Origin of the sequence: Mammaliicoccus sciuri, assembly GCF_025561425.1 — a bacterium.
Taxonomy (GTDB): Bacteria; Bacillota; Bacilli; order Staphylococcales; family Staphylococcaceae; genus Mammaliicoccus; species Mammaliicoccus sciuri_A.
Genome location: NZ_CP094824.1, coordinates 1,019,594 through 1,042,149, shown reverse-complemented (window position 1 = coordinate 1,042,149; position 22,556 = coordinate 1,019,594). Strand labels below are relative to the sequence as shown.

The window sequence follows — 22,556 nt, the reverse complement described above, 5'->3', positions numbered from 1 at the left end:
TTTTTTATATTTCTGTACTTTCTAATAACCGTTTAAGCAATGATTTATATTGAGGCTTTGCCTTTTCTTCTGTGCACGTATTCATAGGCGTATATTTTAAATCTTGAGCATCTTTATATGTTACTTCATCGATATAATTTGATGCTTTTTCGTAGTCATAACAACTCGGAAATGCATACTTATGATTAAAGTGATCAACGACCACTCTTGATGTCGATGATGGATTTTGTTTAAATGGCACAAATGCCACAACTAACAGTAAAATGATAATAATCACAGCCGTAATGATGGAGTACTTTTTAGACATTAAATTGAACTCCGATTTGCTGTCTAATTTTATCTAATACTTTAATCGTTTCTAATGATCTTTGATGTGTATTAATAGATGACTCTACCTTATGATTCTGTACACAATTAATAAATTCAATTATTTCATCTTTCATTGTAAACGGTGAATCATTATTATATTCTTTCTGTAATACCCCTTCTCTATTAAATACTTTAATATTTGAAGGTGCACTTATTTTATCAATTAATACATAACCATTTTCCCCTACTATTTCTGAAGGGCTGGGGCGGTCACATATTTTTGAATAACTAATCGTTGCTTGGAAAGTATGATAATCTAATATCGCATTACCTTGTCCATCTGCTCCAGTATCTAATTTAAAGCCATTTGCTTTAATATTTTGTGGCATACCAAACAAATGTATCATCGGTGCTACTGCATAAACACCTAAGTCCATTAAAGCGCCGTTCCCTAACTCAGGTTTAAAAGTATTTTCTATGATGCCTTGTTTATAGTTATCATATCTTGAAGAATATTGGTGATAATGAAAATCAGCATATCTAATTTCGCCAATATCAATTTGATCATTTGTAAATTCTACAAATGGCGGTAATAATGTTGATTTCATCGCTTCCATAACAGTAACATTATATTCATAAGCAAGTTTAGATAATGCTTCAAATTGCTCTTGAACAATTGTCGCTGGCTTTTCGATCAAGACATGTTTTTTATTTTTAATCGCTATTTCTGCTTGTTCAAAATGAAACGCATTTGGTGATGCTATGTATACCGCTTCAAAATTAGGTGATTGACAAAATAACTCTAAATCTGTGAACGTTTCAGTAAGTTGATGTTTCTCCTTATAATAGTCTGCTCTTTCTTCAGTACGTGAATAAACAGCATAAGGTTCAAACGCTTCAACTTCTAAACCATTCTCTATAAATTTATCACTTATCCAATTGGTACCTATAAATCCAAATCTCATATTATTTCACCTTTTCGTTATTTTTTTAAAAATAAAAATTTCATAAATAAACACTTCGCTTTTAATTATAACTATTGTTAAAATATAAACAATAGAAGTATAAAGGAGACATCCATATTGACTATCGCGACTCAATTTGAAAACTTACAATCACTTTTTGATAGTGATGTAACAAAAGATATTAAATTCAGAAAAAAACAGTTAAGAGCACTAAGAAAATCTATTAAAACAAATGAAAGTGCCTTAATTTCAGCATTGCAACAAGATTTAGGTAAAAATTCTGTTGAATCTTATGCTACTGAAATAGGTTACATTTACAAAAGTATCTCTTTCATGCTAAAAGAAGTCAAGAGTTTAGCAAGTAGAAGAAACGTGAACACACCTGTATTTTTATTTCCAGGTAAAAGTTACACAATTAATGAACCATATGGCACAGTCTTAATCATCGGTCCGTTCAATTATCCGTTTCAACTTGTAATAGAACCTTTAATTGGTGCTATTGCTGCAGGAAATTGTGCAGTTATCAAGCCTTCAGAACTCACACCAAATGTTAGTGTTGTGATAGAAAAAATTATACAAGAAGCATTTAATCCTTCATATGTATCTTGTAGAACTAGAGATCAAACTGTAACTGAAGAACTGTTAACTTACCCATTCGACTTTATATTCTTTACGGGCTCTACTAAAGTTGGACAAATCGTTTACGAACAAGCTAGTAAACAACTGATTCCAGTAGCACTTGAATTAGGCGGAAAGAGTCCGGCAATTGTAGATAAGACTGCAAATATTAAAGTAGCAGCAGAAAGAATCGCATTCGGTAAATTCATTAATGCCGGTCAAACCTGCGTAGCACCAGATTATGTCATTATCGATGCATCGATTAAACAACAATTTATTAAAGCGATTCAAGCAACTATTCGAGAGTTTTATACGTCAACAGCACAAAATAGTGAAGATTATGGCCGAATCGTAAATGAACGTCATACAGATCGATTAGTGAATTTACTTAATCAAACTAATGGTGACATCATATACGGTGGTAGCTCGGACAGAGAGAATCGATATATAGAACCGACTATTGTCGATAATGTTAAATTTGATGATATTCTGATGGAAGATGAAATCTTTGGTCCAATATTACCTATTATGACGTATGAAGCATTCGGCGACGCCATTCAATTTATCAAGAATAAACCAAAGCCACTATCATTATATTTATTTAGTGAAGACGAAAATCATACTGATGAAGTCGTAAGAAGAATATCATTCGGTGGCGGTTGTATCAATGATACACTTTTACATTTAGGTAACCATAACTTACCATTTGGTGGTGTCGGTCATTCAGGAATTGGTAAATATCATGGCAAAGCTTCATTTGAACTCTTTAGCAATAAAAAGAGCATCATGTTTAAAACAACCAAACTAGAAACTGGCGTTCTTTTCCCACCTTATAAAGGAAAAGCTAAATACGTGAGAGCTATGTTTAAAAAGTAATGCAGAAGTGTTACTAACGGCGACACAATTAAATTTAAGCATATAAAATAAGCATATGGTATAGACATTCATTAACGTCTTAACCACATGCTTATTTTTATTTATATTGACTTTCAATGAGCTGTTGCTTTTTATTAAATAAAGTTGGAAATGATAAGAAACCTAATATCACACTCGTCATTGTAGCGCTTGTTAATAACATAAATACGATTAATATTTGAAAGAGTACCGCTTCAATTGGATCTGCCCCACCTATGATTTGACCACTCATCATACCGGGTAATTGGACAAGTCCTATTGTCTTTTGTTGTTCTATAGTTGGTATAACACTAGACTGTATAGAAGTGATCAGTTGCTTATGTATTGCTTGTTTAGGCGTACCTCCCAAACAAAGAACAAGCTCTATCACATTTTCATTTTGTTTAACTTCTGACATAAATCTATTTAAGAACAATATACTTAATACCATCGCATTACCAACGATCATACCACTTATAGGTATGATGTATTGAGCTGTTGGTGGTGTTATTTTAAATCCTAATAAGATACCTTGTGTAATGACTTCTATTGCTACAAAAGCGAGTAATAATTTCCAAGTGATGCCTGGTATTTCCAAACCTTTTTTCGTGCATTTTGTGTTGCTGCACCTATTATGAGCATGACCATTAAAATGATAAAAATATGGCTTTCTTGATCAAATATGAATTGTAAAATATATCCTACAATTAACAGTTGAACAAATGATCGAATAGCTGCAATTAATGTATCTTTCTCTAATCCTAAATTAAAACTTTTCGAAATAACTATCGGAATAATTATAAAAATAAACATTAACACGATTGATGTTATACTCATATTAATTTTTCTCCTATAAAGCTTCTGACGTTTGGTTGTTCTGTATTTTTAACATTTTCAGCTGTATCAGCTTGTGCAACTTCTCCATTGATCATAACCCATATGTAGTCGCTCATTCTAAAGGCTTGATTAATATCATGTGTAATCCATATCATCGTAACTTCGTGTTCTTTAATAATTTTTTGCAATAGCTGTTCAATTGCATGTTTTGAGTTTCGATCTAATGCCGATGTCACTTCATCTAGCAATACCACTTTAGGTTTATTAACGAGTGATCGTGCAAGTGATAACTTTTGTTTTTCTCCACCTGATAATTCTTTACTATTTTTATTCAAGAAATTTTCTGGCAAATCGACTATCTTCAAATAATATTTAGCTTCTTCATCTGTCATTTTTTTATTTTGAAGTATTAATGGCAGTTCTAAATTATCTTTTACAGTTCCTTTAATCATCGTTGCTTCTTGAGAAACCAATTGTACTTTTCTTCTAAGTTCCATTGGATTATATGTTTGAATAGATTGTTGATCAATGAATATTTCTCCACTTGTACTAGACCTTAACAAATTAATTAAAGAGAGCAGTGTTGACTTTCCAGCACCTGATGGTCCGATTATAGAAGTGAGTTTACTTTTATAAATGTCACCTGTAACACCTTTTAAAATACGAGACTGTTCTATTTCATATGCTACATTTTTAAATTGGACTGCTACATTACTTTCCAAATAAATCATCTCCATGCCTTTACAATTTTCTGTCTTATAATTGATTTTATACTTTTTCTACAAATGTTCAATATGACATTTGTAAGATAAGTAAGAAGAGACTGGGACAAAATATCCCAGTCTCTAACTACATCTTCCTAATATAAATCAGTTCTTAAACTATTGAAAATAGGAATAGCTTCTCGAATTTTTTCTTGCGAATCAAAGTCTATATCAACGATTAATGTATCTTCATCATAGTATAAACTATCAATTAATGTACCATCTGGTGCATATGCTAAACTGTGTCCACCAAATTCATTATCATCACAAGTCCCCGCACTATTACAAGCAATAATATATACTTGGTTCTCAATTGCTCTAGCACGTAATAATACTTTCCAATGATCAATTCTTGATTTCGGCCATTGAGCCGCAACAAAAATTACTTTTGCATCTTCTAAAGCTAATGAACGCGTTAATTCTGGGAATCTTAAATCATAACAAATAATCGTTCCCATCTCTATTTCATCTAACTCATATACAGTTGATTTCTTACTACCTGAAGTTAAGAAATGATGTTCATTAAACATTGGCACAAGATGTGCTTTGTCGTAAGTATTAATGCACTTACCTTCATTATTGACGACAATTGTTCGATTATAAATTTCATTTCCTTTTTTATATGCAATTGAACCAGCAACAATATGTTTGTGGATTTCTTTTGCTTTTTGCTCTAAGAAAGGTAAAATTCTTTGACCATCTTCATCAGCAAGTTCGGTTAACTCATTTAATCGATAAGAAGTGTTCCACATTTCAGGTAACACTGCTATGTCAATTTCATCATCTAACTCATCTAACCATTGATTAATTTTTTTAATATTTTTTTCTGGTTCTCCAGGAATTACATGCATCTGATATAGTACTATTTTCAACGTTCATCACCTACCATTATATAAATTGAACACAAACGCCTTCTGCAGCTTTTTGTTCATTCTCTATTTCTGTCAGCTTACCAGTTTCTTTATTTCGACTAAATAATACTAAATTATATGAATGTTCATGAGCAACAACTATAAATGAATCACTTGGTGTGATATTTAAATCTCTTGGCCATGTTCCACCACTCGTTACAATTTCAACTAATTCAACATTTGCGCCATCACCTAATATTTTATAAACAGCTATACTATTATGTCCTCTGTTAGAAACATAAATAAACTGTCCATCATGACTTAATCTAACAGCAGCAACTTGTGAATTTAAATCAAAGTCTTCTGGAATCGTTAATAGTGCTGGACTGATTGTCGCAAACACTCCATTTTTATATGACAACACTTGAATCGTATTGCTCAGTTCATTTACTAAGTATGCGTAAACACCACTTGGATGAAACGCAATATGTCTTGGACCGCTTCCAGCTTGAACTTCTAACGTTTCATATAATTCCAATCCTTCATCAGAGAATTTAAATGTTCTGATCACATCTGCACCTAAATCAACTGTAACGATATAATCTAAATCTGGTGTCTGTTCTGCAAAGTGTATATGGCTACCTTCTTGTCTTGCTTCATTTGGTCCATGACCTTCACCTTTATACACATCTATTAATTCAATAATTTCCCCATTTTCAGCGTTTAATTTATAAAGTCTTACATAACCACTTCCATAAACAGCTTCAAATAAATATTGACCGTCTTCAGAAACTGAAATATGACAACCCGTTCCTTCTTGTGAAGCTAAGCAATCATTTATATATGTTAAGCTACCATCTTCATTAATATTAAAACTTGCAACACCGCAATCATCGCCATCTCTTTTAATAGCATATAAAAATTGACCATGTTGTGTTAAATATGTAGATGCTTCAACTTCATAACCAACTTCAACTTTCTCGATTGTTTGATCATTCTCATCAACATCAAAACGATAAATCCCTTTTCCTTCTTTCTTCGTATAACTACCAATATAACCTTTCGTTTTCATAAAATTAAATTCCTCCCTAATTTGTTCTTTAATATCATTCTACATGAAAACGCTCAATAACTATAATAAAAACGCATACCAAATGGTACACGTTAAAATATTTATTATATGAATAACCACGTATCAAACACAGCAGATATTTAAGTAAACAACCCATAAAAAAGTTCCACTAACCAATTAAAAATACTACAAATAGCATTAACGATATCGCCTGCCATAAAGGAGCCTCCTTTATATTTAAACTTTTTAATTTATCATAAAGAATTATATATTCATTAAATATATTATAGTATTTCAATAATAGAATTTTATATTTTCCCTAAGTCGTTAATTTAAGTTCTTAACTGCATTAAAATTATGTTAAAATACAAATATATTATAAATTCAAACAGTTAGGCATTGAAATAATACAGTTAGGCAAAAGAAGTAAAATGTAAATCAATTTGTTCTATAATCATAATGAAGGAGGGGCGCTATGTATCAACCTGTCCAAACACAAATAGATAAAATTGCTGCAAGTCTTCAAAATTCAAATAATCTAGATCATGTTAGTTATTTAAAGGTAAAGTATGGACTAGAAGTATTTGTAGGGAATATCATGAAGACCATAGTTATATACGGCGCTGCCCTTCTATGCCATATATTTTTATACACACTTATTGTACATCTTAGTTATTTTGCCATTCGATATTTCGCGTTTGGCGCGCACGTTAAGTCCACATTTCTATGTACGATACAAAGCCTAATTATGTTTGTCGTTGCACCACTTATAATCATAAATACCAACATGCCCTATTGGCCATTCTTATCCATAGCGTTAGTCGGATATCTTATCATTATAAAGTACGCACCAATGCAAACAAAGAAACACCCAATATTAGGCAAATGGAAAAAAGGACTTAAACTAAGATCAATCCTAGCAGCAACAATTTTGATAGTATTAACCTTATTCCTTAAAGAACCCTATCAACAATTAGTATGTTTAGGATTAATCTTTGAAGCAGTATCACTATTACCTATATTTTACAAAGAGGAGGAAACATTATCATGAATTTATTATCTAGCCTATTTTCAAAATCAGTATCAAATATCCTTTCAGCAATCGGTGAAAAAGCTGTAATTAGAGGTTGTATGGCATTTTTAGATGAAACAGAAGTTCCTGCAGAATTATTAAAAGAAAAACAATAAGATTGTTTTAGGGAAGTGTAAGGGTATATGGAACCATTTACAAATATAGAATCTTTACCATTTGGCATATTACAAATTTTATTATTTACGATTTTATTAGCTATAACTCAGAATTATCGTTATAGCAAAAGGGATTATGTTATTCTTTCAACGGGATACATGATCCCTTCTCTTGCTTTTTATTATATATTTGGAATGAGTGCAATAGTATATGTATGCCTATTCTATTTTATTTTCTTCTATAAAAAATTTAGATTACTAGGCATTATAAACACACTTATTGTTATATTAATCTCAGTAGTTTCAGATTATATGTCTGTTTTTATCACCAAATATTTAATTGATAACTTAAATAATGTACCACAATTTTTCTTGTATTATATGATGTTTCACAGTACATTCACAATCATAATAGCATTTTTAATAAGACGGTTAATGAATCGATTAAAGATCAGTTATTTGTATAATAATAGAGTTTATTTATTATTGATAGCTGCTTTCTTAGCTATATCCTTCATGGTGTTCTATGTATACATGCCAAAGTCTTACAATACTGAAAAAGAGTTTGAATTCCAAACTTTATTTTATGTGATTTATGTATGTGTTGCTGCTATTTTTATTATTTTAATTTCTTTCACGGTTATTAGAGAGATGGCTTTGCAGCGTACGAAGAAAGAAATCAATCAGTATTATAAGTATACGTTGCAGATTGAGCAGATTAATAATGAGATGCGTAAGTTTCGTCATGATTATGTAAATATTTTAGCGACGTTATCTGAATATATTAGAGAAGATGATATGGATGGTTTGAGAACATACTTTGACCAAAATATTGCACATCTTCATGATGATATGAAATTAAATGCGATAAAAATTAATGGTCTTCAAAATTTACATGTTAGAGAAATTAAGGGTTTATTAACGACGAAAATTATTCAATCTCAGGAACAGAATATCAATATTAGTGTTGAGATTACTGAACAGATTGATCATATAAATATGAACATTGTTGAATTAAGTAGATGTATTGGCATCATTATGGATAATGCAATTGAGGCTTCAGAGTTTGTTGATAATCCAACGATTCAAATTGCATTTATTAAAAATAAGGAATCGATTTTACTTGTATTCATGAATAAATGTTCTAAAGATACGCCTAAGGTACATAAACTATTTGAAAATCATTATTCTACTAAAGGTCGTAAGCGTGGTATTGGGTTAACTACGTTGAAAGAAATTACTGAGAAGACAGACCATGTTTTCTTAGATACTTTTATTAATAATCAATACTTTATTCAAAAGCTTGAAATTTTAAATGATAGCAATGAGGAAGTGATTCAATGAAAATCATCATTTGTGAAGATGACCCGAAACAATTAGAGCGCATGCAGACGATTATCAATAATTATATTATGATTGAAGAAAAAGAAATGTCTATTGAACTAGCAACACGTGATCCGTATGAATTGTTGGAGCACGTTAAATCTTCAAATGATATAGGCTGTTACTTTTTAGATATTCAATTAGATGCTGATATTAATGGTATTACTTTAGCAAGTGAAATACGTAAGTATGACCCTATTGGTAATATTGTTTTTGTCACAAGCCACAGTGAACTGACTTATTTAACATTTGTTTATAAAGTTGCTGCGATGGATTTTATTTTTAAAGATGATCCAGATCAACTGAAGACAAGAGTGTTAGATTGTTTAGACACTGCATACATAAGATTAGGTATGCTTTCTAAAAATACAAACGTTGAAAAGATAGAATTAACGAGAGGTAGCAATTCTGTATATGTTCAATATGATGACGTTATGTTCTTTGAGTCATCATCAAAATCACATCGACTAATTGCTCATCTAGATAATAGACAAATTGAGTTTTATGGCAGTTTAAAAGATTTATCTAATTTAGATGACCGCTTCTTCCGATGTCATAACAGTTATGTCATTAATCGTAATAACGTTGATACTATTAACACGAAAGATCGTGCAGTATACTTTAGTAATGGTGAGCATTGCTATGCATCTGTACGAAATATTAAAAAAATATAAACAAAACAGCGTACATGATTTATTTCAAATGTACGCTGTTTTTTATTAATGATTTAAATTTTATTCATGGTTAATAGCATTTCTAAATGATTCAATATCTTCTATGTAATATTTCACTTCGCCGCATTGTAAACATACTGCTGCTTTCGGTATTGCAATCGCTTTGTTTAAAATATCTTCATTCTCTTCTTCTTTTATTAATCTAACATCAACTAGAGTGCCTGGAACATTCGTACGAAGATCATCTACCATTTCTTGATTACAACTTGCACATTTCATATAAGACATCCCCTTTTAGATTATGCTCGTTCTGATTATATTTTACTCTTTTATTTTATCACTTGCAAAAAGATTCAAGCGTCCATTCTCAAAAATTTTGACTGACATATATAGGAAGATTTTAGTTGTGTTAAAAATTTTATATAAAAAGTATAAAATAATAGTGGCATATCTCTTAGGTTTATGGCATAATGATAACAGATGATTATCTAATAAATTAAGAGATGAAAGGAGGTCAATATGAAACCTTTCTCAATCTTTTTATTTAGTATTGTTTGTATGGTCGCTACATCATTCAATACGTCACGAATTGCACACGCTAATAATGATATGACACCTATTGGTTTTCAATTTTATGCTTCTGATAATACCCCGATATCTAATGAAACTTTCCAATTACAGTTAGATCAAGAAGTTAAATCATTAACAACTAAATCTGACGGTTTAGCATTTATAGAAATTCCTAATAAGAATATTAAACCTCATTACACTTTAACCACTTCAAATAATCAAACTTTTACTGTAGAACCTAACAAGTTATATAGATTGACTTCTTCTAGCAATATCCAACGCAATACACCAAATACAAATAATCAATCCATTTCAATTAATGTACTTTCAAAGACCTATCACCCTTTAAATAATGTGGAAGTAAAACTCATTGCAGATAACCAAGAACTTTCTGGCATAACAGATCAGAACGGTAATACTACAATCAATATACCCAATACATTTATTAAGTCTACTAAATTTAATGTGAAGATTAACGGCATAGATAGCCACTCAACAATTTCACTAGGAGAGGATAAATATTATACATTTAATTCTGACGACAAGACCACTTCAACTTTTGAGCAAAATACAAATCAACCTACTCAAATAGATCAAGGTCAACAAAGTCAAATTACGGATAATTCAAATTCTAATCAAATTCCAAGTCAAAATCAGACATACCAAATCTCAGTCATTAAAGACTCTTTAATTCCTAACCCTAATAAACTTACTAACGATCACACTCATAAAGAAAAAAAGACCAAATCAGAAACATCAAAGCTTCCTGAAACTGGTCAAAGTTCAAAACATTTCTTGAATTATTTAATAAGTGCATTACTCATATGTATTGCATCAATTCTATTTTTTATATTCAAAAAGAAGCGGTCTAAACAATAGCATTGTATCTTGAAATGATTTTACCACCCTCGATTATAATTGGTTTACCGAGATGATTAATACTTTTAATATGTTCGAAATATTTTTCACCTACTATTTGAAACATCGTTTGGGACAACAACGCGTTTGAACAATATGTTCGATTAGCATCCCAACTTTCAAATCTATATAATCTTTTTAACAAATTGCAGAAACCTATATGAGATCCTAATATTATCCACGCATCTGGTTCATACTTCATAAATTTATCAACATATTTTTTAGAAGAACCAACATGATTCTTCCAAATGACGATATTCACATATACTTCAGATTTTTTTCGTTCGTACCACATATACTCTATGATTGTTTTTAAATGAAATGCTGTATTAATCATCTCTTTTTCATTACTCGTTCCAATTGTAATCGATTTTAAAAATGGTTGGTCATATTCAATGCTTTCAAGTATGGCATACAATTCATCTTCGTTTGGTACTTTGAGATTATGAGATAAAGCTTTTAATTGATGACACTTGTCATTTTCTAGTCTTGGGGATATTAAAACATTACGCTCATATCGCAAATATAAACCCTCCTAATTTTTAATTAAAATAAAGGAGCAATCACAGAAATATTGTGATTGCTCCTTTATTTTAATTATTAGATTCGATTTCAGATACAATTTCTTTTGTTTTTTGTTCTAATTCTTCAAAGTCTTTTTTAAATACAAATGCTAAGACAGCAATACCTGCCCCAACAGCAACTGTTGTTATAGCAATTAAGATGAAAAAGAATTTGAATATCCCTTTAATACAATCCATTGAAGTCACCTCATTCATCATTTTCTACCTCTTTCATCATAACATAATATTTAAAATACATAAAAGATATTATCCTTTTCTAAGGGAGATATTATCGATATATAGATATTTTAGTATAATTTCACTTAATATATGTATCATTTCATCAATAATAAGGGAAATAAATAATTAATTCAAATAAAGTATTGAAATTTTTTTGTATTATTGTTAATATTCTGATTATTATTTAATTGGAAGGTGTATATATGAGTAATATTAAGAAGTTCAGTCAGTTTATCAATAAAACATTTGTATTTTGGATGCTTTTAGCAGCAGTGCTAGGCTTTAGCTTTCCAAATGCCATTGCTCAAATAGCACCTTACATTCCTTATTTATTAGGAATTGTAATGTTTGGAATGGGCATGACTATTTCTACAAATGATTTTAAGGAAGTATTTAAATCACCCAAAAGCGTATTAATCGGTGTTATTCTTCAATATACCGTAATGCCTGTAACTGCATATTTATTCGCTAAAGGGCTTAATTTAAGTCCTGACGTAGCATTAGGCGTTATCTTAGTAGGTTGTTGTCCAGGTGGAACTGCATCAAATGTTATTAGCTATTTAGCTAAAGCAAATACTGCATTATCCGTTTCTATCACAACTGTTTCTACATTATTGGCACCTATTGTTACACCTAGTTTAATATATTTATTTGCTAGAGAATGGTTGCAAGTATCATTTGCTTCTATGTTTATATCAGTAGTTCAAGTTGTACTGATTCCAATTATATTAGGTTTTATCGTTCAAAGATTCTTTAGACCAGTAGCAGAAAAATCTATTGATATTTTACCTATTATTTCAGTTGTATCTATTTCACTTATTCTTGCAAGCGTCGTTGCAGGTAATAAAGCGCAAATCATTGAAACTGGTGTTATTATGTTTGGCGTTGTCTTACTTCATAATTTAAGTGGTTTAACAATCGGTTATTTATTAGCGAAATTATTCAAACTTAATCGACCTGATAAACGTGCAATTTCAATTGAGGTGGGAATGCAAAATTCCGGACTGGCTGTGTCACTCGCAACAGCACATTTCAATCCCCTATCCGCAGTTCCAGGTGCAATATTCAGCTTTATCCACTTAATCACTGGACCTACAATTGCTATTATATGGTCTAAACAAACTAAAAAGACAAACAAAGCGCAATCTTATACAACATCAACTGATCAAATATAAAGACTAAGGAGCAAGAGACAATTTAATGTCCCTTGCTCCTTTATTTCAAAAATATATATTCTAGCTGTTCTATAAGCGTCATTTAATAGATTATCTTCTATACCATTCTTGCCATATCTTCTTTACGTAAATATATCCTTGATTCCACATTTTACATACCCCCTTCTCACATAATCTGTGAGATAATTGGTAATTCAAATATAACATGGTAATAAATTACATAGGTTAAGCGATTATTACAATCTCATTAATATCATATTTCCAATTATTTGAGAGGATTTACGTGACAAAGTACATAAGTTCAATCAAAATAAATATATGAGGAGTGATAATGTGCAAAATGTTAAGATGCAGACATTAGAGTTTAGAGGTAACCATTATGATTATGGCGTTGCTCAAGCAGAATGGTTAAAGTCTACTAAAATGTTGCAAAATAGAGAAAAAGAATGGCGAATTAGAAGACCCCGCTTCGATATTAATATAGATGAAACAAAAAATATATATCAAAAATTCGCACCAAAAATTTGGGACGAACTAATGGGGATTCAAGATACTTTGAAATTTCCGTTAGAAACAATCTTGCTAAACTACGGTCATTATAGAGTTTATGCTAAAGATAGTGGTTGTTCCATCTTCTTAGGAGAAGATTATATGGTTAGAAACTATGACTATAGTCCTGCTACATATGACGGGAGATTTAGTCTATTCCAACCTACAGATGGTGGATATGCACAAATCGGTCCTACTTCCAGAGTAACTGGCAGAATGGATGGCATGAATGAACATGGTCTAGCGATGGGCTATAATTTTATGCATCGTAAAAAACCAGGAGATGGATTTGTTTGTTATATGATTGGAAGACTGATCTTAGAAACATGTAAAGATGTCGATGATGCTGTTAGACTATTAAATGAAATTCCTCACCGTAGCTCATTTAGCTATATTTTAATGGATAAAACAAACAAGAGAATTACTGTAGAAGCGACACCAAGAAAAGTTGTGACTAAACAAAACAATTTATGTACCAATCATTTTGAAATATTAAGTCATGAGAATCGAAATTATATTAAAGAGTCTGTCGAAAGATATAATCGAATTGACCAAATCACAAATGACCAAATGTCTTTAGAAGATGCTTTTCAATATTTTAATGATCCTCAATATGAAATATACAGCAAGTTATTTAAAAGTTGGTCAGGTACGATACATACATCGGCATACATACCTAGCCAATTAAAAATGAAAATAGCACTTGGTGAAAATGGCACCATACATTCATTTGATTTCAAAGAATGGTTAGATGGTAAATCTATTACACTTCCTACAATAACAGGTCAGATCGATTCAGACATTCTATTTGCTAGTGAGTGAATGAAAATAAGCTGAGACTTAGATGTCTCAGCCTATTTCTTTATTATTTTATAGAAATATCTCCGTTATCTGTGTAACTTTCAATAACGTGTTTCCCTTTACCTACTTTTTCACCATTAAATGCTTTATTTTCAATTTTAGTATTGCCAGATTCAGATTGAAGTTGTGATAAAGTATTTTTAGGTGGATTCATATAAGAAATTGAAATATCTCCGTCTTCAGTAGATGATTTAATATCGCATTCATTTTTCAGTTGGCTAATATTAATATTACCGAGAGACGTAATCATTTCACTATTTACTAGACTACTTTTATCGACAGATATATTACCTGTTTTAATTTCGCCTGTAAATTCCGTTAAATCTGAATGTTTAACTTTAACACTGCCTAAGTCTGTCATTGCTTTAGCGTGTTTTAAGTTTACATTATGATAAATAATGTCACCTGTATCCGTAATCATATTACTATTATTACTTTTAGCATCACGAACTGAAATGTCTCCTGTATTTGTTGTAATGTTAAATGATTCGTAATTTTTAGGTGGTAGCGTGATCACTAAGTGATTAATGGTTTTTCTATATGGAATAAAGTTAGCATTAAATTTGTATTTATTTTCTCTTTCCGTAAAGTGCAATAAATTATTTTCTACGCTTTCTTTAATGTCTTGATTACCATTATATTTAATACCTAAATATTTGCCTTTCTTAACTTCAACATTTGTATTTTGCCCATTCACGATAACTTGTTCAACTTGATTGTTTTTATATACTTTTTCATACGTTTCTTGCTTTTCATATTTATTATTAACTGTAAACCAAAGTATCGTTCCTAAAATGCCAAAAATTAAGAAGATGCCTAGACCAGATAAAAATAACTTCTTCATGATTCAGCACGCCCCTTAACGAGTTTCACACACCATCTTAAATATTTTAAGATACCTTTGTAACTCACTTCTATTAATTTAAGTCCTGCTATTAACAACATCAGTCCCAATCCCATGAAAGAGATTGAAAAAATGATATTTGTAATATCTATCCAATAAAAACCATGAACAAATACATTGATCACACTAACGATTGGACCTAACATCATTAAAGCACCGATTACGACTACGATGAGCAGTACAAAGGCAATGATAAGAAATGGAATGATAATAAAAAATATATTAAAAAAGCTTAGTCCTAATGTTGCTAAAATTGCTTGAAATACATTCTTAAAATTGGGTGATAACTCTGCATCATGAATGGCACTTGTTGCATATATTTTCTTGGCAATTGCTTTAGGTTCACCAAGTTCTTGTATTAAACTTTGTTCATCTTTTGATTCAAAAAATTTTGTTTCATATTCGTACATTATTTTATCTCGCTCTACTTTAGGTAGTCGAGATAATTCATCCTCAAGGTAATTAAGGAAGGTTATTTTATCCATAGAAATACCCCTTATATTCTGAAGTTAACCTTACATTATTCATTATTTTACCATTCTTTTTACAAACAAACTTATATTATCATTTGAATTATTTGATTTCAAGTTATACCCATATGCTATACTAATTTCAATATACAAATAAGGGGGTAATGATGTGAAAGAATTAATAAAACCGAGTAAGCTTTCTAAAGGTGATACTGTAGCAATTGTCTCTCCTTCTTCAGGTTTAGCTGGCGAAAAAGACATATTATGGAGAACTGAAGTTGGTATACAAAGATTAAAGGATAAGTTCGGATTAAATGTCAAAGTCATGCCACACGCATTAAAAGGCGCTGACTATACATATAACCACCCAGAAAAACGTGTAGAAGATTTACATCAAGCACTTCAAGATCCAGAAGTTAAAGCTATTATTTGTACATTAGGCGGAGATGATTCTGTTCGATTGTGGCCATACATAGATTTAAATATTATTAAGGAAAATCCTAAAATTTTCAGTGACTATTCAGACACGACTGCACTTCATTTTATGTTTTATCAAGCAGGTGTTTCTAGCTTTTACGGACCATTGTTATTAACTGATTTTGCAGAAAATGTTCAATTGGATGACTACACTGTTCAATCGATTAATCAAACGTGGTTCCAAAATGGTGTTATCGGTAATGTACCTACTTCACCACAAATTAGAAAATTCGGTTTACAGTGGGATGAAAAGAATAAAAATATTAACCGCGAATCTTTTGACAATAATGGATATGAAATTCTAAATGGTTCTGGCAAAGCTACAGGACATCTTATTGGCGGTTGTATGGAATTATTCCATTCCTTAAAAGCTACTGACGTGTTCCCTAATAAAGGTGTCTTTGATGGTGCTATTCTTTTCATTGAGACAGCTGAAGTTCATGCCCCACCTTGGTTGATGGAAGATTATGTTCGTGCATTTGGTTCTATGGGTATTTTTGATAGAATTAATGGCGTTATTATCGGAAGACCTCAAGACGATGTATATTATGAAGAATATAAAGAAGTCTGGGTTAAAATGTTAAAAGAGTGGCATCAAGAAGATATGCCTGTTTTCTATAATGCTAGTTTTGGTCATAATGAACCAAAATGCATTATTCCATACGGAGCACAAGCTGAATTAGATGTTGATAATAAGACATTTACGATAATTGATAATGCTGTAGATTAATTATCATTCTAAAGTATTGTACTTTGCGAAATATTTCGGAATTGTTATAATATTAAGTATATCAAAGGGGGATTTTTATAATGACAAAGTTAGCTACATACTATGAACAAGCACAACCCATTAAAGAATACGTTAATGAGATGACAACAAATAAAGAGCAATTACTCGATATTTATCAATCTTTCCAATTACCTAAAAATGATGAACGATTAGATAAAATTAAAGATAAAAATTATAAAGTACTTGTAATTACTGAAGATTGGTGTGGAGATGCAATGATGAACATACCTGTTCTATTAAACATTGCTGATTACGCTAATATTGAAGTGAAAGCTTTCCATCGTGATGAAGATACTAATTTAATTGATCAATACTTAACAAATGGTACTGCTCGCTCTATACCTATTTTTGTATTTTTAAATGAAAAGCATGAACAAGAACATGTTTGGGGCCCAAGAGCAATCAGCGTCCAAAAATTTGTAGAAAATATTCGTAAAGATTTACCAAGTAAAGATGATCCAACATATGCTGAAAAAGAAAAAGAAGTACATTATAGCATCCATGAAACTTATCAAAATAAAACAGAATTTTGGGATGACGTATACGAATCAATCGTTAGTTCAATTTCATAATTAAACGTATAAAGGCTCGGACATATAGTCCGAGCCTTATTTATGTATGTATGCCCCTATTCACTTAGGAGAAATTCTCGCCATCCCCATGGCTACTAATATAACTATACTTCAAATCAATAAAAACTGAAAATTCATGTTATTAAAGTTAACATATAAAAATTGGCAAGTGAAAAGCGCTCGTCCGGGAATTAACGAGCGCTTTTCGGGGAAGGGTTATTAATTAAGGAAACATGTATTTTTATAAAACCGGGAAACTTTATAAAAATATCTTGAATCATTTTATGATCCATTTCAACGTTACAATTACAGATAACTATCAAAACACGTTCTACACAAAGTCATTTACAATCATGAAAAAAACATATACGAAATAGTTTTGAGGAATTGAATGGATTGTGCTTCGTGTTGTGTTATCTATGACTAAAGTATATCAGTGAGATAGGAATTTTTGTTGATTCATTCTTAACTCAAATATTTCATTTCTTAAGTGTATTTTACAACTATTTTTTTAACAGTTAGGCATTCCTAACTGTTAAAAAGACGATGAAATCAACATGCAATAACGCTACCTAACTGTTCAGTAATGTTATTTTATTAAAATTTTGATTGCTGAAAATTCTGAATTTAGCTATAATGACATAAATTGGACACAATTACGATAGGGGGAATATGATGAACAAGAAAATCAAAAACAGGTGGCTCATTGCTGTTGCAGCTGTTGGAATACATATTTCAATAGGATCTGTTTATTCATGGAGTGTATTCACGAAACATATTCAAAATGATTTAGGCTTTACATTAAGTGAAGTATCAAGAATATTTAGTATCGCAATATTATTTTTAGGACTTTCTGCAGCTTTTATGGGACATTTCGTTGAGAAATTTGGTCCACGTCTATCCGGACTTGTTTCTACGATATTTTTCATCTCAGGATTGTTACTTTCTAGTTATGCGATTTCCGTTGAGAGCTTGCCCTTACTTTACTTAGGATATGGTGTATTCTCAGGTATTGGGCTTGGTATCGGTTATATTGCACCTGTATCTACATTAGTGAAATGGTTCCCCGATAAGCGTGGTATGGCTACAGGATTAGCAATTATGGGATTTGGATTCGCATCAATGATTGCCAGTCCAGTTATAGAATTTCTCATAACACATTTTAATCTTGTATCGACTTTTATCATTTTAGCAGTCGTATATTGTATTATCATGCTGATCTCTAGTTTATATTTAGAAAGACCACCGGAATATTATAGACCTAATAATTTTAATCCACAAAAAGAAAAAAAGAAAAAATCAGACTTAGTTCAAATGTCTGCTAATGAGGCCGTCAGAACTAGAAGGTTTTATTATTTATGGTTAATGCTCTTTATTAATGTTACTTGTGGTATAGCGATTTTATCTGTCGCAAGTCCAATGGCACAAGAAATTGTAAACTTAACACCTGCTCAAGCTGCCACAATGGTTGGTATTATCGGTGTGTTTAATGGTCTTGGTCGCCTCATTTGGGCTAGTATATCTGATTTTATTGGTAGAACAAATGTCTATACAATTTTCTTTGTCATACAAATCGCATTATTCTTATGGTTACCAATCGTTGATAATTCAATGCTATTTCAAATTATTCTGTTCATGATCATTTCTTGTTATGGCGGTGGTTTCTCTTCTATCCCCGCTTATATCGGTGATATATTTGGTACGAAACAACTCGGTGCCATACACGGCTATATATTAACTGCATGGGCAGCAGCTGGATTAGTTGGACCTTTTATATCGGCAACTGTCAGAGAAGTTACTCAAAGTTACATGGCAACGTTATATATTTTCGCAGCATTCTTTGTTGTAGCATTAGCGATTTCATTCTTAATCAGAGTAGATATTAAAAGAATTAAAGAAATGCAAGCGCAGTAAACATCAAATAAAAACACATAACAAAACCTCCAAATCTTTAAATAAACAGATTTGGAGGTTTTTATATTTATATTTAAATATATTAAACAAATAGACTTATAAATAATATAAAGATAATACCTGAAACTGAGATAACTGTTTCAAGAAGCGTCCAGGATAAGAATGTTTCTTTCATCGTTAAACCGAAATATTCTTTAAACATCCAGAAACCAGCATCATTTACGTGTGACGCGATTACACTACCAGCACCAGTTGCTAATACGACTAATGCTAAATTAGCATCTGATGATTCTAATAATGGCATAACAATACCAACTGTTGATATAGCAGCAACTGTTGCAGAACCTAACGCTAATCTTAGTACTGCTGCAACGATCCAAGCTAATAATATTGGAGACATTGCAGTATCTGTAAATAGTGACTCAACTGTTTTACCTACGCCGCCATCAATTAATATTTGCTTAAATGCACCACCACCACCGATGATTAAGAGCATCATACCGATTGGATAAATGGCATTTGTTAATGTATCCATAACTTCTGTAACTTTATATCCTCGTTTAAGACCCATTGAATAAATAGCGAATAATACTGAAATTAACATTGCAGTACCCGCTTCACCAATAAAACTAATAAAGCCTAAAATACCTTGTGGGTTTTCTGGTGAGCCAGTTAATAAATCTACAATAGTTGAAATAAGCATAATAAATACTGGTAATAAAGCTGTTAAAGCAGAAATTCCAAAGCTAGGTGTTTCGTCTATATTGAATGTCTTTTGTTTACCTAATGAAGCTAAGTCACCTGACTTAGTAAATGCTTCTGGAATTGCTTTTTTCGCAAATCTTGTAAAAATAGGGCCTGCAATAATTGTTACTGGTATTGCAACAATAATGCCGAATAGTAATACTTGACCAATATCTGCACCAAATTCTTTAGCGATCATGACTGGACCTGGATGAGGTGGTAAAAATCCATGTGTAACAGATAATGCAGCTGTCATTGGAATACCTAAGTATAATGTTGAAACTTTAGACTCTTTAGCAATTGTAAAGACAATCGGAATTAATAATACTAACCCTACTTCGAAGAATAACGCTATACCAATAATAAATGATGCTGTTACAACTGCCCATTGAATACGTTTTTGACCAAATTTATTAATCAATGTATGTGCAATTCTAGTTGCACCGCCACCGTCTGCTAGTAACTTACCTAACATAGCACCGAGACCAAATATTAAAGCAATGTGACCGATTGTTGACCCCATCCCTGTTTCAATTGTGCCGATAACTTTGCTTAGTGGCATACCAAGCATAATACCCGTTAACATAGCCGTAATAATCAGAGATACAAATGTGTTAAGTTTTAACCACATAATTAAACCTAATAATATAACAATTGCGAGTGCGACAATTAATAATGGTGCAATTTCTGAAAACATATAAACATCTCCTTATGAATGTGTTGATTGAAATTCTGAAATTAAATCGTATTCTTCATTTAATTTACGACTTAAATTGATATAAATCGGAATTAACGATTGGTAAATATCGACATCCTCTTGATTAGGTTCATGTTGATATGTTTTACCGACCATTTTGTTTAAAACTTCAAAATCCTCAATTTCCCCAATAGCTTTTAATCCTAATATGCAAGCGCCTAAACAAGAACTTTCGTAACTTTCTGGTACTTCAACTGAAGTATCAAATATATCTGCCATCATTTGGCGCCATACTTCACTCTTAGCAAATCCACCTGTTGCTTTAATTTGTTCAGGCGCTTTATCCATCACTTCTATTAAAGCAAGATACACTGTATATAAATTAAGTAGAACGCCTTCTAACGCAGCACGTATCATATGTTCTTTTTTATGAGACAGTGTTAAACCAAAATAACTACCTCTAGCATTCGCATTCCAAAGCGGTGCTCTCTCACCAGCTAAATAGGGATGGAATAACAAACCATTTGCGCCAGGTTTTACTCTACTTGCAATCTTAGTTAAAACATCATATGAATCAACGCCGAGTCTTTTAGCTGTTTCAACTTCACTTGCTAACAATTCATCTCTTAACCATCTTAGAACGACACCACCGTTATTCACTGGTCCACCGATGCAATAATGATCTTCCGTTAATACGTAACAGAATATTCTTCCTTTATCATCTGTCTTTGGTTTATCAATAATTGTTCTAATAGCACCGCTCGTTCCAATCGTTACGGCTACTTCTCCTTCACGATAGCTATTAACACCTAAATTGGACAATACGCCATCTGAAGCACCGATTACTATCGGTGTATCTTCATTGATGCCCATAATATCAGCATAATTCTTTTTAACTTGTTTCATAATATGTGTTGTAGACACTAATTCAGGTAATTGCGTTTCATTAATTTCAAGTAAGTTTAAGACATCTTTATCCCAATTTAATGTATTCAAATTCATCATACCTGTCGCTGAACCAATTGAGTGGTCCATAACGTATGTTTCAAATAATTGATAGAATACATAAGTTTTAATATCTATCCATTTCTCTGTGTTCTTGAATATATCGGCATGTTCATGTTTTAACCAATAAATTTTTGATAATGGAGACATTGGATGAATAGGTGTACCCGTTCTTTTATATATTTCTAATCCGTTATGTTCATTATTTATCTTATCTGCGTATTCACTTGCTCTATTATCTGCCCAAGTGATACATTCAGTTAATGGCTGATTGTCTTTATCCATTGCTATCAAGCTGTGCATCGCACTACTGAAACTTAATAATTTGATTTCTTCTGGCTTAGCACCAACTTCTCTAATCACTTTTTTTACTGTAAATAGTACAGCGTCGAATATTTCTGCAGGACTTTCTTCAGCAACGCCAATCTCATGGGTCGTCATTGGATATTCTATATTATGTTTTTTCAAAAAGTTCCCTTCGCTATCATAAATAACAGCTTTAGTACTCGTTGTACCAATATCTACACCAATCATATATTTCATTACAAAATC

At 31.4% G+C, this 22,556-nt stretch carries 23 protein-coding genes and 1 pseudogene; 11 read left to right on the top strand and 13 right to left on the bottom strand.

Annotation, left to right across the window (positions count from 1 at the left end; translation table 11 throughout):
* Window positions 1-4: 4 nt before the first annotated feature.
* Together MUA60_RS05365 and MUA60_RS05360 are read right to left on the bottom strand one after the other, a co-directional pair.
* Window positions 5-307 (bottom strand): hypothetical protein, encoded by a 303-nt coding sequence (locus tag MUA60_RS05365; protein ID WP_262650126.1) that lies wholly within the window; start codon window positions 305-307, stop codon window positions 5-7.
* Window positions 300-1,274 carry a Gfo/Idh/MocA family protein gene (locus tag MUA60_RS05360; RefSeq protein ID WP_262650125.1) on the bottom strand — a complete coding sequence of 325 codons (975 nt, stop codon included), beginning with the start codon at window positions 1,272-1,274 and terminating at the stop codon, window positions 300-302. The genes MUA60_RS05365 and MUA60_RS05360 overlap by 8 nt, the downstream gene beginning before the upstream one ends.
* Before the next feature lie 114 nt (window positions 1,275-1,388).
* On the opposite strand from MUA60_RS05360, the gene MUA60_RS05355 reads away from it, so the two are divergent.
* The gene (locus MUA60_RS05355; RefSeq protein WP_394812741.1) at window positions 1,389-2,768 is read left to right on the top strand and encodes an aldehyde dehydrogenase; all 1,380 of its coding nucleotides are present in this window, start codon (window positions 1,389-1,391) and stop codon (window positions 2,766-2,768) included.
* A 97-nt stretch (window positions 2,769-2,865) separates the two neighbouring features.
* Here the strand turns inward: MUA60_RS05355 and MUA60_RS05350 are convergent.
* From MUA60_RS05350 to pglS, 4 genes and pseudogenes are all read right to left on the bottom strand, one after another.
* Window positions 2,866-3,623 (bottom strand): annotated as a pseudogene (locus MUA60_RS05350) (ABC transporter permease).
* Window positions 3,620-4,354 (bottom strand): ABC transporter ATP-binding protein, encoded by a 735-nt coding sequence (locus MUA60_RS05345; protein ID WP_262650123.1) that lies wholly within the window; start codon window positions 4,352-4,354, stop codon window positions 3,620-3,622. Before MUA60_RS05345 ends, MUA60_RS05350 begins: the two are co-directional and overlap by 4 nt.
* 128 nt (window positions 4,355-4,482) lie before the next feature.
* Window positions 4,483-5,259: a carbon-nitrogen family hydrolase gene (locus MUA60_RS05340; RefSeq protein WP_262650121.1), complete on the bottom strand. Its 777-nt coding sequence runs from the start codon at window positions 5,257-5,259 to the stop codon at window positions 4,483-4,485.
* Between the two features lie 16 nt (window positions 5,260-5,275).
* Window positions 5,276-6,310, bottom strand: a complete 1,035-nt coding sequence (pglS, locus tag MUA60_RS05335; RefSeq protein ID WP_025905099.1) for a 6-phosphogluconolactonase — start codon at window positions 6,308-6,310, stop codon at window positions 5,276-5,278.
* A 475-nt stretch (window positions 6,311-6,785) separates the two neighbouring features.
* Here pglS and MUA60_RS05330 point away from each other — a divergent pair, with 475 nt between their 5' ends.
* Genes MUA60_RS05330 through agrA form a run of 4 tightly spaced genes read left to right on the top strand, consistent with a single transcriptional unit; the run spans window position 6,786 to window position 9,555 of the window.
* Window positions 6,786-7,361, top strand: coding sequence for an accessory gene regulator AgrB (locus MUA60_RS05330; RefSeq protein ID WP_262650120.1), 576 nt, complete (start codon window positions 6,786-6,788; stop codon window positions 7,359-7,361).
* Window positions 7,358-7,498, top strand: a complete 141-nt coding sequence (gene agrD / locus MUA60_RS05325) for a cyclic lactone autoinducer peptide AgrD (RefSeq protein ID WP_078099959.1) — start codon at window positions 7,358-7,360, stop codon at window positions 7,496-7,498. The genes MUA60_RS05330 and agrD overlap by 4 nt, the downstream gene beginning before the upstream one ends.
* A 27-nt stretch (window positions 7,499-7,525) precedes the next feature.
* Window positions 7,526-8,842, top strand: coding sequence for a quorum-sensing sensor histidine kinase AgrC (gene agrC / locus MUA60_RS05320; RefSeq protein ID WP_262650119.1), 1,317 nt, complete (start codon window positions 7,526-7,528; stop codon window positions 8,840-8,842).
* Window positions 8,839-9,555: a quorum-sensing response regulator AgrA gene (gene agrA / locus MUA60_RS05315; protein ID WP_037589542.1), complete on the top strand. Its 717-nt coding sequence runs from the start codon at window positions 8,839-8,841 to the stop codon at window positions 9,553-9,555. The genes agrC and agrA overlap by 4 nt, the downstream gene beginning before the upstream one ends.
* 60 nt (window positions 9,556-9,615) lie before the next feature.
* On the opposite strand, the gene MUA60_RS05310 is transcribed toward agrA, so the two are convergent.
* Entirely contained in the window at window positions 9,616-9,834 is a 219-nt protein-coding gene (locus MUA60_RS05310; RefSeq protein WP_025905095.1) for a hypothetical protein, read from the bottom strand.
* Window positions 9,835-10,074: 240 nt separating this feature from the next.
* Between MUA60_RS05310 and MUA60_RS05305 the strand changes: the two genes are divergently transcribed.
* Window positions 10,075-11,004, top strand: a complete 930-nt coding sequence (locus MUA60_RS05305) for an LPXTG cell wall anchor domain-containing protein (RefSeq protein WP_262650117.1) — start codon at window positions 10,075-10,077, stop codon at window positions 11,002-11,004.
* Here MUA60_RS05305 and MUA60_RS05300 read toward each other — a convergent pair.
* Both MUA60_RS05300 and MUA60_RS05295 read right to left on the bottom strand, forming a co-directional pair.
* Entirely contained in the window at window positions 10,994-11,566 is a 573-nt protein-coding gene (locus tag MUA60_RS05300) for a hypothetical protein (RefSeq protein WP_262650116.1), read from the bottom strand. The genes MUA60_RS05305 and MUA60_RS05300 overlap by 11 nt on opposite strands.
* Window positions 11,567-11,636: 70 nt before the next feature.
* Entirely contained in the window at window positions 11,637-11,825 is a 189-nt protein-coding gene (locus MUA60_RS05295) for a hypothetical protein (RefSeq protein ID WP_037560030.1), read from the bottom strand.
* A 224-nt stretch (window positions 11,826-12,049) separates the two neighbouring features.
* On the opposite strand from MUA60_RS05295, the gene MUA60_RS05290 reads away from it, so the two are divergent.
* Both MUA60_RS05290 and MUA60_RS05285 read left to right on the top strand, forming a co-directional pair.
* Window positions 12,050-13,021 carry a bile acid:sodium symporter family protein gene (locus MUA60_RS05290; protein ID WP_262650114.1) on the top strand — a complete coding sequence of 324 codons (972 nt, stop codon included), beginning with the start codon at window positions 12,050-12,052 and terminating at the stop codon, window positions 13,019-13,021.
* A 333-nt stretch (window positions 13,022-13,354) separates the two neighbouring features.
* Window positions 13,355-14,392, top strand: a complete 1,038-nt coding sequence (locus MUA60_RS05285) for a C45 family autoproteolytic acyltransferase/hydrolase (protein WP_394812734.1) — start codon at window positions 13,355-13,357, stop codon at window positions 14,390-14,392.
* A gap of 43 nt (window positions 14,393-14,435) precedes the next feature.
* On the opposite strand, the gene MUA60_RS05280 is transcribed toward MUA60_RS05285, so the two are convergent.
* Together MUA60_RS05280 and MUA60_RS05275 are read right to left on the bottom strand one after the other, a co-directional pair.
* The gene (locus MUA60_RS05280) at window positions 14,436-15,275 is read right to left on the bottom strand and encodes a DUF4097 family beta strand repeat-containing protein (protein ID WP_262650112.1); all 840 of its coding nucleotides are present in this window, start codon (window positions 15,273-15,275) and stop codon (window positions 14,436-14,438) included.
* Window positions 15,272-15,820: a DUF1700 domain-containing protein gene (locus MUA60_RS05275; protein WP_262642883.1), complete on the bottom strand. Its 549-nt coding sequence runs from the start codon at window positions 15,818-15,820 to the stop codon at window positions 15,272-15,274. Before MUA60_RS05275 ends, MUA60_RS05280 begins: the two co-directional genes overlap by 4 nt.
* A gap of 154 nt (window positions 15,821-15,974) precedes the next feature.
* Here MUA60_RS05275 and MUA60_RS05270 point away from each other — a divergent pair, with 154 nt between their 5' ends.
* The 3 genes from MUA60_RS05270 to MUA60_RS05260 all read left to right on the top strand — a co-directional run bounded on the left by MUA60_RS05270 (window position 15,975) and on the right by MUA60_RS05260 (window position 19,558).
* Complete coding sequence (locus MUA60_RS05270) at window positions 15,975-17,012, top strand: S66 family peptidase (protein WP_262650110.1); 1,038 nt, start codon at window positions 15,975-15,977, stop codon at window positions 17,010-17,012.
* 80 nt (window positions 17,013-17,092) lie between these two features.
* A complete protein-coding gene (locus tag MUA60_RS05265) occupies window positions 17,093-17,644 on the top strand; it encodes a thioredoxin family protein (RefSeq protein ID WP_262650108.1) in 552 nt (183 codons plus the stop codon).
* A 675-nt stretch (window positions 17,645-18,319) separates the two neighbouring features.
* On the top strand, window positions 18,320-19,558 hold the full coding sequence (locus MUA60_RS05260; RefSeq protein ID WP_262650106.1) for an L-lactate MFS transporter: 1,239 nt from the start codon (window positions 18,320-18,322) through the stop codon (window positions 19,556-19,558).
* Window positions 19,559-19,640: 82 nt separating this feature from the next.
* On the opposite strand, the gene MUA60_RS05255 is transcribed toward MUA60_RS05260, so the two are convergent.
* Entirely contained in the window at window positions 19,641-20,999 is a 1,359-nt protein-coding gene (locus MUA60_RS05255) for a gluconate:H+ symporter (RefSeq protein WP_262650104.1), read from the bottom strand.
* A gap of 12 nt (window positions 21,000-21,011) precedes the next feature.
* A complete protein-coding gene (gntK, locus tag MUA60_RS05250; RefSeq protein ID WP_262650102.1) occupies window positions 21,012-22,547 on the bottom strand; it encodes a gluconokinase in 1,536 nt (511 codons plus the stop codon).
* Window positions 22,548-22,556 lie beyond the last annotated feature (9 nt).